The 15,541-nt window shown below is 38.9% G+C and carries 18 protein-coding genes; 2 read left to right on the top strand and 16 right to left on the bottom strand.

Annotated elements, in window-relative coordinates:
• Window positions 1–62 precede the first annotated feature (62 nt).
• Together AC4NPH_RS17370 and AC4NPH_RS17365 are read left to right on the top strand one after the other, a co-directional pair.
• The gene (locus tag AC4NPH_RS17370; protein WP_029323463.1) at window positions 63–506 is read left to right on the top strand and encodes an Lrp/AsnC family transcriptional regulator; all 444 of its coding nucleotides are present in this window, start codon (window positions 63–65) and stop codon (window positions 504–506) included.
• Window positions 507–656: 150 nt separating this feature from the next.
• Window positions 657–1,556, top strand: a complete 900-nt coding sequence (locus AC4NPH_RS17365; RefSeq protein WP_098314734.1) for an alpha/beta hydrolase family protein — start codon at window positions 657–659, stop codon at window positions 1,554–1,556.
• 201 nt (window positions 1,557–1,757) lie between these two features.
• Here the strand turns inward: AC4NPH_RS17365 and AC4NPH_RS17360 are convergent, their stop codons facing one another.
• From AC4NPH_RS17360 to AC4NPH_RS17285, 16 genes are all read right to left on the bottom strand, one after another.
• Complete coding sequence (locus AC4NPH_RS17360) at window positions 1,758–2,594, bottom strand: alpha/beta fold hydrolase (RefSeq protein WP_013058354.1); 837 nt, start codon at window positions 2,592–2,594, stop codon at window positions 1,758–1,760.
• A 36-nt stretch (window positions 2,595–2,630) separates the two neighbouring features.
• Window positions 2,631–3,722, bottom strand: a complete 1,092-nt coding sequence (locus AC4NPH_RS17355; RefSeq protein WP_029323467.1) for a low temperature requirement protein A — start codon at window positions 3,720–3,722, stop codon at window positions 2,631–2,633.
• Between the two features lie 257 nt (window positions 3,723–3,979).
• A complete protein-coding gene (gene ycaC / locus AC4NPH_RS17350; RefSeq protein ID WP_013058356.1) occupies window positions 3,980–4,624 on the bottom strand; it encodes an isochorismate family cysteine hydrolase YcaC in 645 nt (214 codons plus the stop codon).
• A gap of 174 nt (window positions 4,625–4,798) precedes the next feature.
• A complete protein-coding gene (locus tag AC4NPH_RS17345; RefSeq protein WP_013058357.1) occupies window positions 4,799–5,365 on the bottom strand; it encodes an NADPH-dependent FMN reductase in 567 nt (188 codons plus the stop codon).
• 155 nt (window positions 5,366–5,520) lie between these two features.
• Window positions 5,521–6,459 (bottom strand): ring-cleaving dioxygenase, encoded by a 939-nt coding sequence (locus AC4NPH_RS17340; protein ID WP_098196820.1) that lies wholly within the window; start codon window positions 6,457–6,459, stop codon window positions 5,521–5,523.
• Window positions 6,460–6,601: 142 nt separating this feature from the next.
• On the bottom strand, window positions 6,602–7,000 hold the full coding sequence (locus AC4NPH_RS17335; protein WP_013058359.1) for a DoxX family protein: 399 nt from the start codon (window positions 6,998–7,000) through the stop codon (window positions 6,602–6,604).
• A gap of 570 nt (window positions 7,001–7,570) precedes the next feature.
• Complete coding sequence (gene mdh / locus AC4NPH_RS17330; protein ID WP_335482239.1) at window positions 7,571–8,527, bottom strand: malate dehydrogenase; 957 nt, start codon at window positions 8,525–8,527, stop codon at window positions 7,571–7,573.
• Window positions 8,528–8,562: 35 nt separating this feature from the next.
• Window positions 8,563–8,976, bottom strand: coding sequence for a BMC domain-containing protein (locus AC4NPH_RS17325; RefSeq protein ID WP_491938834.1), 414 nt, complete (start codon window positions 8,974–8,976; stop codon window positions 8,563–8,565).
• The gene (locus AC4NPH_RS17320; protein ID WP_013058362.1) at window positions 8,969–9,253 is read right to left on the bottom strand and encodes a EutN/CcmL family microcompartment protein; all 285 of its coding nucleotides are present in this window, start codon (window positions 9,251–9,253) and stop codon (window positions 8,969–8,971) included. The genes AC4NPH_RS17325 and AC4NPH_RS17320 overlap by 8 nt, the downstream gene beginning before the upstream one ends.
• Window positions 9,250–9,915 carry a hypothetical protein gene (locus AC4NPH_RS17315; protein WP_055992748.1) on the bottom strand — a complete coding sequence of 222 codons (666 nt, stop codon included), beginning with the start codon at window positions 9,913–9,915 and terminating at the stop codon, window positions 9,250–9,252. Before AC4NPH_RS17315 ends, AC4NPH_RS17320 begins: the two co-directional genes overlap by 4 nt.
• Window positions 9,912–10,565 (bottom strand): phosphate propanoyltransferase, encoded by a 654-nt coding sequence (locus AC4NPH_RS17310; protein ID WP_098196821.1) that lies wholly within the window; start codon window positions 10,563–10,565, stop codon window positions 9,912–9,914. The genes AC4NPH_RS17315 and AC4NPH_RS17310 overlap by 4 nt, the downstream gene beginning before the upstream one ends.
• 25 nt (window positions 10,566–10,590) lie before the next feature.
• A complete protein-coding gene (gene eutM / locus AC4NPH_RS17305; protein ID WP_013058365.1) occupies window positions 10,591–10,884 on the bottom strand; it encodes an ethanolamine utilization microcompartment protein EutM in 294 nt (97 codons plus the stop codon).
• A 16-nt stretch (window positions 10,885–10,900) separates the two neighbouring features.
• Window positions 10,901–12,430 (bottom strand): acetaldehyde dehydrogenase (acetylating), encoded by a 1,530-nt coding sequence (locus tag AC4NPH_RS17300; RefSeq protein WP_279823743.1) that lies wholly within the window; start codon window positions 12,428–12,430, stop codon window positions 10,901–10,903.
• A 34-nt stretch (window positions 12,431–12,464) separates the two neighbouring features.
• Window positions 12,465–13,118 carry an ethanolamine utilization microcompartment protein EutL gene (gene eutL / locus AC4NPH_RS17295; protein ID WP_013058367.1) on the bottom strand — a complete coding sequence of 218 codons (654 nt, stop codon included), beginning with the start codon at window positions 13,116–13,118 and terminating at the stop codon, window positions 12,465–12,467.
• Between the two features lie 12 nt (window positions 13,119–13,130).
• Window positions 13,131–14,156: an ethanolamine ammonia-lyase subunit EutC gene (eutC, locus tag AC4NPH_RS17290; protein WP_013058368.1), complete on the bottom strand. Its 1,026-nt coding sequence runs from the start codon at window positions 14,154–14,156 to the stop codon at window positions 13,131–13,133.
• A gap of 12 nt (window positions 14,157–14,168) precedes the next feature.
• On the bottom strand, window positions 14,169–15,533 hold the full coding sequence (locus tag AC4NPH_RS17285) for an ethanolamine ammonia-lyase subunit EutB (RefSeq protein WP_053487603.1): 1,365 nt from the start codon (window positions 15,531–15,533) through the stop codon (window positions 14,169–14,171).
• Between the last annotated feature and the right edge of the window lie 8 nt (window positions 15,534–15,541).

Raw genomic sequence — 15,541 nt, 5'->3', positions numbered from 1 at the left:
GATAGCTTTACTAAATTAGGTAATTACTTGATAATAATTAATAAAAAAAGGTTGACGATAAAATGGACGTAATAGATAGAAAAATACTTCATGAACTGCAGGCAAATGCTAAGATTTCAATGAAAGAATTAGCTCAAAAAGTTTACTTATCTTCTCCTTCTACCATTGAACGAGTGAGAAGGTTAGAGGAAAACGGGATTATAAAAGGCTATAAAACAATTGTTGATGCAGAAAAATTGAATAGAAACATAACTGCGTTTGTTTTATTTGAAACGACAAAATGTAAGGATCTTGCCGCGTTTTGTAGCGTTCATCCCGATGTAATGGAATGTTATCGTGTGGCAGGAAAAATAAGTTACATAGCAAAAGTATGTACAGAGTCCGTACATACTTTAGAAGAATTTATTGATAAAGCTATGGAGTTTGGTACACCTTCAACAAACATCGTTTTATCATCACATACGAATATGGAACTTAAATTATCTCAAGATACTAGCAGTGGATAATTTTTAAACAGTAATTTCTAGAGCTTAAAATGTTCATATATTTAGCAGTTAACAGTATCCAAATTGATTTTTCAAGAGAGATAACTGAATCAAATTTCATATATGCGCCTGCTGTAATAGGGATTTTTAAAAGCAAGGAGGAGGATATACGTGCAAATAAAAAAAGATGAAAGACAGTCATTTTATGCCGGATGTCAATTCGTAGATATAGAAGATCAAGAAAATGAACACGTCTTTCCTCTGCTTATTATGTATCCTACATATAAAGAAGAAACAGTTGAAAAGATCGGACCTTACACGATAAGCGTTGCGCAAGATGCTCCGCTTTCAGATGGATTATTTCCTTTGGTCATTATTTCTCATGGAGATGGAAGCACACCTCTTGTTTATCGAACAATTGCTCAGTTTTTAGCACGTCATGGTTTTATTGTAGGAATACCTCAGCATCCGTTTAATAATCGAGAGAATAATACGCTATCTGGAACAATAGGTAATCTAAAAAATCGGCCTACCCATATACGTACTGTAATTGATTGGTTTTTGAAAGAAAGTTCCTTTTCTCCATCCATTAAATCAAATAACATTTCTCTTATTGGCCATTCAATGGGAGGATATACGGCTCTTGCTGTAGCAGGTGGAGTTCCCACTTCTTTTCCTTCTGAATCTCCTGATCAAAAGCCTTATTGTTTATCTGTTGATCATGATAAGCGGGTTCAATCACTTATTCTTTTAGCGCCAGCCACCGGATGGTTCAGAGAAAGAGGAGCTCTTGAAGACGTGAATATACCTATTTTAATGATTACAGGCGAAAAGGATACGATTACTCCTTCTTTTCACGGGGAATTTGTATTAAATGGGGTTTCTGACGCAGAAAGAGTTCAGCATATAGTTATCGAAAATGGAGGGCATTTTTCATTTCTCAGCCCATTTCCCGACTTTATGAAATCTCCTACCTTCCTCCCTTCTCAGGATCCGGAAGGCTTTAATCGCAAAGAGTTTCATGAGGACCTGCAAAACACTATATTGGACTTTTTATTACGTTCTTTTTAACTATTAGTATTCTATATATTTTTGAGACTTCTAAAGCTACTAAAAGCATTTTTAAATCTTATATCAATAAAAAAAGTGATGTTAAGTAATTTCACTTACTATACCTAACCACGTAAAAACAAAAAAGAAGTAACCATATTGGTAACTTCTTTTTTTCCTATTCATACGTCAGATTTTCACCTACAAAATAAACACTTACATTCAGTCTCTTAAAAATGACAGCAGCGCTTCGTTAAATTCGTGTGCATGCGTTGCATTTAAGCCGTGCGGACCGCCTTTTATTAAGGCTAACTTAGAACCAGGAATGGCTTCATGCGTTCGCTTTCCGCTATATTCAAATGGAACAATCTCATCTGAATCACCATGAATAATAAGAGCAGGTATTGTAAATTTGGCTAAATCGTCTCTGAAGTCCGTTTTGCTGAAAGCAGCTATACAGTCTAGTGTCCCTTTAGGTGATGCAGCTGCTGCAATATCCCGGTTGTAAAGTCGAAATGGTTCGCTGACTAAGTCATTTCCGTCTTCCATCCCAAAAAATGTTTTTGTAAAATTATCAAGAAAAGCTAAACGATCATTTTTTACGCCGTTTTCAAATTCTTGGATTCCTGCATCATCTAATGCTCCTTCAGGATGATCCTCTGACTTATAAAGAAATGGTGGTACAGCTCCTGCAAATACGGCTTTTTCTACTCTATCTGTTCCGTAAGTTCCTACATAACGAGCTACTTCTCCGCCGCCCATTGAAAACCCGACTAGTGTCACATTTGTTAAATCCAAATGTTCTAGCAACTGATGTAAATCAGCAGCGAATGTTTCATAATCGTAGCCGTCCCATGGCTGAGAAGACTTCCCGAATCCTCGGCGGTCATACGTTATGACTCTGTATCCAGCCTCAACAAGAGCTGGAACCTGATATTCCCAAGACCGTCCGCTTAGTGGCCAGCCGTGAATTAAGACAACCGGCTTTCCTGTCCCATGGTCCTCATAGTATAGTTCAATAGGTGCTTCATTTTCTGTTCCTACATTAATTTTTGCCATTTTGCTACCTCCATTATATAGTCGTTCTTTATTTGGTTAAGTGGTCGTAAACCTAGCGTAGATAATAAAAAAGATGGCTAACTCTCCTATGATGAGGGTGCTCGGGACGACTAAAAGTAAGTTAATAATAAAAAACACAGCTAAAATTCCTAAAAACAAGCCTAAATGATACACTTTCAAACGATGTTCTTCAAATCTATACTGGTGAAAAACAAGAGTGGTTGCCATGAAGTAGAGCAGCACGGATCCGAATACAAAATATAAGCTGAATGTGTACTGAACTTCGTGTAAAAACATGAGCTTAATCGATGCTGCAATCATGCTTAGAGACATGAGAATAAGTAAGTGTCCGTAAATAATCGTTTGTCCCGCTCTTTGGATAGACTTGTTCACTTTCTTTTCTACGTTCTCAAAGTACTGCCACCACATGGCGATGATCAGGACAAATGAAATAACCGAAAATAAAATGGTATTCCAGTCCCCTTTTTGTGGCTGTATCACAGCAAGAATGCTGACAACGGATTCTCCAAACAGGATTAATGTTAGTAACGCAAAGCGTTCTAACAAATGAGCGGTGTTGGTCGGTAATTTCGCTAACCGTTTATGTCCTAAAATAGGTAAAATCATATCCACTGCAATTCCTGTATATAACACGGCGTAGCGGACCCATGAATCAAAAAAGAGCGAAAGAAGCGAGATGAAAATGCCAATTCCAAAGCATACGCCTAAAAACACAGCAACTTTTTTTCTCTCACTCTGTTCAAATTTTTGAACAATAAGATATTGAATCGAGGTTAACGCTCTTAGTCCAATATAGCCAATCAGAAAAGAGACGTAATATTGATCAAAATCTACGGACAAGCTTGAGATCATGATAAGAACAAACAGCATTTGAAGAATCATAAAGATGCGCTGATGCAAAAAATCCTGTCCAAACCGATTGATAAACATTGTTTGTCCCGTCCACGCCCACCATATCGGAATAAAGATCAGTACAAACTTTAACAAGTACTCTCCATGAATATACCCTTGTTCAACGTGAAGCAAAACATGCGTAGCAGTCGCAACGGCTGCCACAAATAACAAATCATAAAAAAGCTCCAGCCACGTAACTTTTTTTTCTTCCACTACTCCGCATCCCTTCCTATCATTTATCAGGCTGTCGTTAATGTACTTTGTTTTATATACAAGAGATGCATACTTCATGACAGGTAGCGTAGTAAAAGATAGGTGAGCCAGCTGTTCATCAGTCGGCTCACCTATCTAACAATTTCTCTTATGTCGTTACGTTTTCTCCGTCACATAAATGATCCACAGATGCCATTCTACTTTCATGTCTTATATGTAAAGAGAACGACCTTTAGCAAAATGTAGTCTCTGCTACATTAGACACTCTGCTTGCTGAAATCGCGCTGAGCTCCTCTATAGCTGCCCATTAAGTTTTGATAACCAGGAAGATGACTAGAAATTAAATTACCAAAACCTTCAACGTCGTTGCGCCAGTCGCGCTGAAGCTCGCACGCTACGCTAAACCAGTTCATAAGCTGTGCGCCCCCGTGAGCCATACGCGTTAATGCTGCATCCGCTACTTGCTTATTGAACGTCCCTGAAGCATCTGTCACAACAAACACTTCGTAGCCTGCTTTAATGGCCGAAAGCGCAGGAAAAGCAACGCAGACGTCTGTAACTACACCCGCGATGATCAGCTGTTTTTTGCCCGTTGCTTCAATGGCTTTAACAAAGTCTTCGTTATCCCATGCGTTGATTTGTCCAGGACGAGCTATCTTTGGCGCATCAGGAAACAAATCAACGAGTTCTTGCATGAGCGGGCCGTTGGGTCCATTTTCAAAGCTTGTTGTTAAAATAACCGGTAAATCAAAGAATTTAGCCGTATCACCAAGAGCTAATACGTTGTTTTTAAATTCATCAACACCATAGTCACGTACAAGGCCGGAAATAAGCCCCGTTTGGTGGTCAACTAAAAGCACGGCAGCATCATCTTTTGAAAGGCGAGAGTAAAGATCAGACATTTTATAATCCTCCTTAAATTAAGGCAAGTAAGGATACACGTACCTTTTCCATTCCTTACAAGCGGTCTATAATTTGAACGGTTTTTTGGATTTCATTTATGATCTGTTAGGTAAAACATCTATAGAAAGAAAAGTTATTTCTGAGGTGAAGGTTCGTGAGGTGTGTTCTCTTTCTTAATCTAGAACAGGAACAGGCGCTTGATCAATCCAATGAATGAACTGCTGTAAGTAGCGCTGAAGATAACGTTTTGTTGATTCATCAGTAAGTACTTTTTGTTGCGAATCAACTTTTTCATGAACTTGAGAAATCAGCATTTTTTGAAATGGTAAAACGTTGACTTGCATAGCTTCCAGTACTTCTCTCGTTTGCATTTGAGCAAAAGCCGTACCGAAGCCTCCTGGAGTTGCTCCAATGAGACCAACCGGTTTTCTGTTTAAAACAGAAGAAGTCCGAGGTCTTGATGCCCAGTCTAAGGCATTTTTTAACACTCCTGGAATTCCGGAGTTGTACTCTGGACTTACAATGATAACACCGTCAACATCTTGAATCGCAGCTCTAAAAGATGCGACAGATTCTGGTGATCCGTCAGCTTCTAAGTCTTCATTAAAAAAAGGCAGGCTGCTTATTTCAATCCAGCGATATTGAGCTGAGTCATCTAATGTAGTCAATGACTCAGCGATCATTCGGTTATACGAATTCTTTCGTAAACTTCCACAAATAAGACCAATAGTTTTTGTCATCTATTCACCTCCTTACTTGGAATTAATTTCATATTACCACGGTGTTTCAAATATAGATATTAGTTTTATATATAGATAAATTAATTCCTTCTTTGTACCTAATGTAGGGTTGAACTAGCGTTTTACTATTACTAAAAGAATTTTTTCAGTGAAATTCAGTCTAATTCTCTCACTTCAAAAGGAATCAAAGCTCTTTCAATTTGATCTCGATGGGTTTCGTACTGTTCAGGCAGCATGAGCTTTTCTCCCATTGTTTCATGTGATTCATCATGTGCAAAGCCTGGAGGGTCTGTTGCAATTTCAAATAGAATTTCTCCGTGTTCTTTAAAGTAAATCGCATTAAAGTAATTCCGATCTCGAACAGCCGTCACTCCGTATCCGCTATCGGCTACGTATTTCTGCCATTCCAACTGATCTTCATCATCTTTTGCTCGCCATGCAATATGGTGAACTGTTCCAACACCCATTTGCCCGCGTCCAATGGTTGTTAATTTTAAATCGATGACATTTCCAATGTCAGCTGATGATTGAAAACGTATAAAATCTCCTTCTTGCCCTACTTTTTGTAGACCCATTACGTTTTCTAATAATTGAGCTGTTTCATCAGGTCGAACGGATAATAACGTAGCGCCTCCGAATCCTTTAATAGCAACATCAGGTTTAATTTCACCAGCTTGCCACGTATTTTTTTCTCCTTCTTCTCTTTCAACAATTTCTAGATGTAAACCATGAGGATCATCAAACTCTAAATACTGCTCTCCAAATCGCTCCATCTTTGCAGCTGGAATCCCAAACTTAGCTAATCGTTGTTCCCAAAAGCTCATCGCACCCTTTGGAACCACATAGGAAGTTACCCCAACTTGCCCGTCACCTATTTTTCCTTGTCGTGCATTTGCCCACGGAAAGAATGTGATAATCGTTCCAGGTTTTCCGCCTTCATTTCCAAAGTAAAGATGATACGTTCCTGGATCATCAAAGTTCACCGTTTGTTTGACCAAACGTAATCCTAACACACCTGCATAAAAGTCAACATTTTCTTGAGGATGACCTACAATCGCCGTGATATGATGAATACCCGCTGTTTTTTTACTCATTACTACCATCTCCTTCGATACATTTTTCGCCATATGTTTCGTTATCCCTCTTAAAATTACAACTATTTATCGTGAATATCTCGAATTCGAGATATTAATCAAAAAATAAAAGCATCTTTCTTATTCCAACCCATTTTCTCTTTTAGAAAATAAAAGTATCTAGTGCATAATAACCTGGTCCTGCAATTGCTACACCGACTGCTACAACTAGCAGCGTAAGATTATATTCATATCCGTTTTGTGTTGCCCAGTATCCATTTGGACCGTGTACTTTCACAATCGCCATGACCATTGTTCCTGCAATTAAAAGCGCTCCAAGCGGCGTAAGAAGTCCTGCAGCAAATAAAGCCCCGCCTACTAGCTCTGATAATCCAGCCATTAACGCCATTCTAACACCCGGCTTCATTCCGATGGATTCAAACCAGCCTCCTGTTCCTTTTAGCCCGTGGCCGCCAAACCATCCAAATAATTTCTGAGTTCCATGTGCCATAAAAGATAATCCAATGACTAAACGTATTAACAATAAACCAATGCTCACCATTTTTTATTCCTCCTATTTTTTCATCACTTTAAAATCTCGAATTAAAATATCTTGAATTAAGGATAATTATAAAACCTTATGATTCCACTGTCAATATAAATTTTTATATTTTTTTGTAGCTAGTTGAAACGCTTAGCGACGTATTAAAAACATATTCATGATTTTGAGCGGATATGAGCATGGGAGAAGAAATATATAAGCTAAACGTTATTAATCATATTAAAAGAGGAAATAAGGATATAAAGTCATCAGGATGAGTAGCGGGAGCATTGCAAAGCGTATCGCGTATGACCCAAGTTCTAAAAAGAATTAAGCAAGGTTTATTTACTTTTCTGTGAAATATAAAAGTAATATCACTTATTCATACAAAAATGCACCCTACAAATGTAGCAGGATGCATTTCACTCAGTTTTCAGTATCTTTATTATTTTTTCTGCTGAAAAGTTCCTTAACACACTCAAATGATTAGAAAATATTCAGCAGTTTCTATTGGTCCAATTCCTTCAAGTACATAACTTGAAAATACCTCTAAATTTTAATAATAGGCAGCTGAAATAATAATAAGTTGGTTTAACTGAATACTTCTGATGACTCTAAAATAGCCATAACGCTTTGTACGGATTCGATTGAACGTTTTAACCCTTCATTTTCCTTTTCCGTTAAAGGAAGTTCAATGATATGTTCAATTCCATCTCCTCCTAGGATTGTGGGTACACCTAGGTAAAGATTATTACAGCCATATTCCCCTTCTAGATAAGCTACAGAAGGGAGAATTCGCTTCTTATCCTTTAGGATCGCTTCTGCCATTTGAACCATAGAAGCAGCAGGAGCATAATAGGCACTTCCATTTCCAAGCAGGTTAACGATTTCTCCTCCACCTTTGCGTGTTCGCTCTACAATAGCTTCTATACGTTCAGGTGAAATGATTTTATCAAGTGGAATTCCTCCGGCATACGAATAACGAACTAATGGTACCATATCATCTCCGTGGCCGCCTAAAACAAATCCTGATACATCTTCAACAGAGATATTTAATTCTTGAGCCACAAATGTATTAAAGCGGGCTGTATCTAATACACCAGATTGGCCTATTACTCTATTCTTAGGGAACCCCGTAGTTTTATAACAAACGTATGTCATTGCATCAACTGGATTACTCAATACAATAATATAACTGTTTGGTGCATGCTTTTTTACATTTTCCGATACTTCTTTCATAATTTTTGCGTTTGTTGAGACTAGGTCATCACGGCTCATTCCCGGTTTTCTTGGAAGTCCTGCAGTAATTAATACTAAATCTGCATCCTGAATGTCCTCATAGCTAGATGTTCCCTTAATATTAGCGTCAAATCCTTGGACTGGGCTTGCCTCTAACATATCAAGTGCTTTTCCTTTAGCCGGGTTAGTCTGGGAAGGAATATCAACTAACACTACGTCTCCAAGTTCTTTTTGTGCTATCATTAATGCTGCTGTGGCTCCTGTAAATCCCGCTCCAATTACAGCTATTTTTTTACGCTTAAATGCCATGATTTATCCCCCGTTCCTCGTCGTTTATATGTATGTTATTCTACTTTTTGATCTTCTTCTACAGCAGCAGAATCTGCTTTTGCTTTATATTGAATACTGGATTTTGTTTTAGCAGCAGATGATTTTTTAGTCGCTTTATTGTCTTTAGGTGTCTCCTTTGACTGCAATTCTTTATTTTCATCTTTTAATAGGCTATTTCCAACCTCTTTATCAGGATGGGGAATTACATGTGCTGAAACTAATTCTCCAACGCGAGCCGCTTCTTCTTTTCCCATATCTACAGCTGCCTGTACTGCACTAACATCACCTTCAACTAACACTGTCACAAGAGCTGCATCCACTTTTTCTTGCTTCACTAAGCGAACATCAGCTGATTTTAGCATCGCATCCGCTGCGACGATCGAACCTATTAAGCCTCTTGTTTCAATCATGCCAAGCGCTTTAGCCATTCTCTCCACCTCTTTCTATATCAACAGAGTCTATAATCCCGATAATAATTGCATCAATGGGTAATGGGGTGTCGGATGCCATATGTGCTGCGGCACTTCCTTGCGTAACCATTACCTTATCACCAATCCCCGCTCCAATACGATCAACTGCAATAAAAGAAGAGTCGTTATTCGATTTATTTAAAAGTTCCGGTTGAACAACTAAAAATTTTAAACCGCGTAAATTATCTTCTTTTCTTGTTGCCCAGACGTTGCCAATTACCGTCCCTATTTTCATAAAACATCCGCTCCCTCTATGTCTATCACGCAAATTTCTTTTCCTAATTCTCTTGCTGTATCGCGTGCTAAAGGAGTGATAATCGTTTTAGGTGAAACAGTAATTTTTTCTTCTTCTACTAATTTCACATGTCTTTGGGTTAACACTCGTTCTGTAAATGATAAAGAATGTCTGTTTAAGCCTGATTGCAAAAATCTCTCAAACGATTGGATTTTCACCCCAAAGCCTTCTAATGTATTTTTATAAGCGATTAAATGGGCTGCATATTTGTTGTTTACTGGCTTTTTTTGATTAGTAGATAGCAAGACGTTTCCTAAAGTTACAGAAGGAATGAGTGAAACAGAAATTCCTTCTAGCAAAGCCTCAGCTAAAAGAGAACTTTCTAGTGTATCTGTCATGCCAAGCGCTCCTTTTACTAGCAGGTCTTGCTTTGCTTCTGCAAATAAAATACCTTGTATATCTTTTGGAAGGTTTTCTTTTTGGTCATCGCTGTAAACCAGTGTCCAGCTTGTTTCTAGCTTTTTGATTTGAATTGGATCAATTGCTGCTGCCTCTTTCACGATCAGCAGCTTTGGCTTTACATTTAGGTGCTGCTTGTCTGATTTATCTAACCGTTTCAAAACTTCTACTACAATTTGTTCAATCAGAGCATGATGGTTCATAAAGCTTCCTCGTATTGAGAAAGAATCCCTGTAGCTCCGGTAGAAATTAGTCCGGCATTCGCTTCATCTGTATCAATATGCATTTCAAGCTTGAACTTTGGTGAAACTCGAATTAATACACGTTCTAGCGTAGTAGGTCTTTCTCCTTGAGAGGTAATGCGAACACACTGACCATTTTTTACACCATAAGCTTCAGCATCATCCGGCGTCATATGAATATGAGCTCGTGCAACGATTAAGCCTTCTTTCTTGTAAATGCTCCCCTTTGGTCCAACTAATGTAATCGCTTCTGAATTCTTTATATCTCCAGACTCACGTAGTGGAGGAGCCGCACCAAGTTTAATTGAATCAGTTTTACTGACCTCCACTTGAGTTATACTCCTTGCTGGGCCAAGGACTCGCACCTTTTCGATGCTTCCTTTAGGCCCCACAATAGTAACCGTTTCATTCGCTGCAAATTGACCAGGCTGAGACAGGTCTGATTTTTTTGTTAGTTGGTACTCTTCTCCAAAAAGAGTTTCTACATCTTCTATACTTAAGTGACAGTGTCTAGCAGATACAGCCATTGGGACTGTATTGCTTTGCTTGGTTGTTTGACTTAACTGCTGAACAACCTCTGCTACAATCGATTGAATGGCCTGCTTATTCATGCGCTATGCTCCTAACTTTTTAAGCTTATAGTTCACTATCGATTTTCGGTAAAATACTTTCTAATTCATTGTGTGGACGTGGGATAACATGAACGGAAATAAGTTCTCCAACGCGCTGTGCAGCTGCCGCACCAGAATCTGTCGCTGCTTTTACCGCGCCTACGTCACCGCGTACTAAAACCGTTACAATTCCTCCACCTACGTGAACTTTACCAACTAAATGTACGTTTGCTGCTTTTACCATTGCGTCTGCTGCCTCTACTGATGCTACTAATCCTTTTGTTTCAATCATTCCTAATGCTGTTAGTTCTCTTGCCATTTTTAATTCCCCCTAATTAGTTTGTTTGATATTTTTGAAGTGCTTGATTAACCATTTCAGAAATTGCTGCCGAATCAATTGGTCCCTGTGGCTTTAATTGATTCATAACTTCGTTGACAATTTCCTGTACCTCTTGATGATCTTTTATATCTGATGAAGCAGAGGTAAAAGATACGGATGGTTTTGGAATTGTCACCTCTTTTGTACCATAAGCCATTCGCTTAATATTTAATAAATGGCAAGCGGTTACATTGTCTGACGTAATGTTGCCTCCGAATGAACCGCATCCTAGTGTAAAGGATGGTTTAAGTCCAGTCGTACCACCCACAGCTCCCACTGACGAGAGTGTGTTGACCATCAATCTTGAGACCGGCATTTCAAGAGCAAACGTTTTAGCTACCGCATCATCGTTTGTATGAAGTGATAAGCTGTGACCTCTTCCTCCAAGATTTAATAAGCTTAAACATAATTCCCTTGCTTGCTCTTCGTTCTTAGCTGTATACAATGGGAAGATAGGTGCTAGCTTTTCAATCGAAAACGGTACATCCTTTGCCACCTTTGTTTCTTCGGCAACTAAGATTCGTGTATCAGAAGGTACTGTAATACCTGCCATTTCAGCAATTTTCACAGCATTTTGACCAACAATATTTGGGTTAAGCTTCTTTGGAATCGGTGAAATCACTTTTTCCATTTTGGCTTTCTCTTCTGAATTTAAGAAGTAGGCCCCGTTATTCTTTAATTCTCTAATAGCCATTTGTTGAATATTAAGATCAACAACAATCGCTTGTTCGGTTGCACAAATCGTACCGTTGTCGAACGTTTTGCTATCGACAATCATTTTTACTGCTTGGTCAACCTTCGCTGTCTTCTCAATATATACAGGTACGTTTCCTGGACCTACACCATAAGCTGGTTTCCCAGAACTATACGCTGCGCGAACGAGACCACTTCCACCTGTTGCTAAAATTAAATTCACATCTTTATGCTTCATTAATTCGTTAGTTGCTTCCATAGAAGGATTAGAAATCCAACCAATAAGCCCTTCAGGAGCTCCTGCTTCAACTGCTGCACGGGAGCAAATTTTAAGCGCTTCTACTGTACAGTTCATTGCCCGGGGATGAGGGCTGACTACTAGAGCATTTCTAGTTTTTAAACTAATTAATGTCTTGAAGATAGCCGTTGAAGTTGGGTTAGTTGTCGGAATAATTCCAGCAACGACTCCAAAAGGAGAGGCAACTTCTACAACTTTGTTCGCTCTATCTTCGTGAACAATACCTACTGTTTTTTCGTTTTTAATTGATTCATAAACAGCTCTAGATCCTACCTCATTTTTAATTTTCTTATGTTCTACAACACCCATTCGCGTCTCTTCAACAGCCATTTTCGCTAATTCCAATGCTTTAGAATAAGCTGCTTCGGCAACTCGTTCAACGATACGATCTACTTGTTCTTGTGAAAAATCTAAGTATACCTGCTGTGAGGCTTTTGCCTTTTCCACTGCATCTCGCATCTCTTGTAAAGATTGAAGATCTTTATCAAACTGCACATCCAACAACTCCTTTCTACTGTCTATAAGCTTTTTAATAATGAACTGGATTTCTTGCAATGTCTAAAATAGCCTGGCGAAACGCATCAGCAGCTGCTTGACAGGCTGATTGAGATCCTGTTAAAAACCCACCGCCAAAATTTGTTTCAGAAGGAGGGCCAAAAAATTTCACAAGTTCTACATCAGCTGCTTTAAGCGCTACATCAAGTCCATACATAGCCTCTAGTGGAGGGGCAATTAAATAAGCGAGTGGTTCGCCAATATCGATTCCTGCTTCTTTAGAAAGGTAAGAACCTGTCCTTGCCACCACATGTGCATACAGCGCATGATTTTTTTCTTCATCTAATGCTTCAAAATAGGCATCTGATTTCGTCACTTGTAAAATGGCATCAATGCCAGCTTTAACTTCATCTGGACTTGGACCAGCTAATACACCAATCATTTCACCTGATAGCGGACCTGACGCATGAGCAGCACCAGCATAAAAGGAACGGGCATAAGCTACTTCAACATCTGCTCTTTTGGTGGCTTCGTCTAAAGCTGTATAGCCTACGTCATCAATACTTGATGTAAACATGGCTAAACTTCTATGGTAAGGCTGCAAATTAAACTGTTGAACTAAGGCGTCATCCACATTTGGAATCACACGAACAGCTAAAATGTCAGCGTGGATACGTGTTAAAGCCACTCCTATTCACCTCTATTGTTCTTTTTGAACAAGCGATACTCCGCTAGCTTCATATTTTAAAATTTTTTGAACCAATGTACCGAGATAAGCACCCGCTTCAACTGGAGGAATGCCGCCTTTATGAATATTGGAAACCACCATTCTCTCAGCTTCAATCATTCCTTTTCTCGGTTCATAGCATAAATAGGCACTTAAGGATTCTGCACTTATAAGTCCTGGACGTTCTCCAATTAAAAGTACCACCACTTTTGGCGTCAGAAGTTCACCAATGTCGTCCATTACAGCGACTCGACCTTTTTCTATGTAAAAGGGAACGCCTACATCTAAATCTGCGCTTTTTAAGGACTGTTGAAGAGATAAGTAAACATCTTCGACATTCTCCTCAATGGCCTTGGAGCTTAAACCGTCAGAAACAATAATTTGAACAGTTGGTGATTTGGTACATCTTTCTTGAATGTACTTTTTTGCTTCGTCTGATAGCTTTCGTCCATAATCGGGTCGGCGAATGTATACTTCTTTATCCGTTACCTGAGTATTTACTTTAAATAAATTCAGCCGTTTTAAAAGGTCGTCGTTCACATTGCCATACACAGCGTCAACGGCTGCTGCATGGTCATAGCGGAATTTCAGCCATGTTTCTGTTCGTGGACGTAAACCTGCTCTGCCAATCCCGATTCGGGCAGGTGTTTTCTGAATCAATGTGTCTAATTCTTCTTGATTCACTGGATTTTTAATACCAGACACCTGCTGTTTTGATTCAATATCTTCTTCCTGTTGAATAGCCATTTTACTTTCAGGCAGAGATGTTGAATTATTTTCTTGAATATTCGGAAATTTAATTAATTCCTTTACCGAATCATCTTCTACTACTTCAGCTAGAGGACCATTAATTACTTTCTTATTTGCACTGGATGTATGAGCCCAAAAAGTTACGCTGCTTTGACGATCGTCAGTAGGAAAGCTTTGTTCGAAACTAGATTGTTTTTCTAGTTTTTCGACAATGGATCGTGTAATTTTTTCAATCAATTCAGGATTCATCTTCTTTATCACCTACCTTGTAAAAATACTTGGATCTCCTGCATATTTACTTAATTTCCCTTGTTCAAAAATCCCCATTTTCTCGAGCCACTCTGCAAACAAAGGAGAAGGCTGTTTCCCCATCGTTTGCCTTAAAGTCGCTACATCATGGTAGCTCATTGATTGGTAGTTAAGCATACAATCATCACCCATTGGTGTTGCGATAATAAAATTAACGCCTGCAGCTGTTAGCAATACACCTAGATCTTCAATATCATTTTGATCTGCTTTAATATGATTGGTGTAACAAATATCTACACCCATTGGAATTCCATGCATCTTTGCCATAAAATGATCTTCTAAGCCTGCGCGAATAACTTGCTTGTTGTTGTATAAGTACTCAGGTCCAATAAAGCCAACCACGGTATTTACAATGTAAGGGTCGTAATGACGTGCAAACCCATAGTTACGCGACTCTAACGTTAGCTGATCCATTCCAAAGTGCGCTTCAGCTGATAGCTCGGAACCTTGTCCTGTTTCAAAATATAAGCACTGAGGCCCTGTTCCTGTTCCGTGACTCTTAGCTAATTGATTTGCCTCTTCTAGTAAGGCAGCGCTGATTCCAAATGAACGGTTAGCGGCTTCTGTTCCAGCGATACTTTGGAAAATCATATCCGCTGGTGCTCCTTGTTCAATGGCTTTCATCTGAGTCGTAACATGAGCTAAAACACAGTTTTGAGTTGGAATCTCCCAATCATTCATAAAGTTTTTTGTGGCGTGGAGCAGCCGTTTTACACTTTCAACCGAATCATCTACAGGGTTAATACCAATAACGGCGTCTCCAATTCCGTAAGACAGCCCTTCTTTTAACGAAGCAATCATGCCTTCTACATTGTCTGTAGGATGGTTAGGCTGCAGTCTAGAAGCTAAGACTCCTTTTTGGCCAATCGTAATATTGCATTTTGTTAAAATTTCAATCTTATTTGCTGCGTGAACCAAATCAAGATTTGACATTAGCTTTGCTACTGCAGCAATAATTTCACTATTTAACCCTCGACTAATCCTCTTTAAATCCTCACCCGTTGTTTCATCGCTTAAGATATACTCTCTAAGCTCTGCTACGGACCAATTTTTCATTGATTGATAGATGGGCTCATTGACTTGATTTTCAATAATTTGAGATACTTCGTCTTCTTCAGGTGAAATCATTGGATTTTCGCGAATATCAGCAAGTGTTAATTCGCTAAGCACCTCTTTTGCAGCAATTCTTTCTTGAACGGTTTCTGCAGCTAAACCTGCCAGCCGGTCACCAGACTTTTCTTCATTTGCCTTAGCGAACAAATCTTTTAAATCAGAAAATTGATAAACAGCACCTAAATAATGTGTATGTAACTTCACCAGTGAAG

This window comes from Priestia sp. MDV22-iso46 (assembly GCF_058629175.1).
The sequence above is the reverse complement of the archived record's forward strand: the minus strand, read 5'-3'. Positions and strand labels throughout refer to the sequence as shown.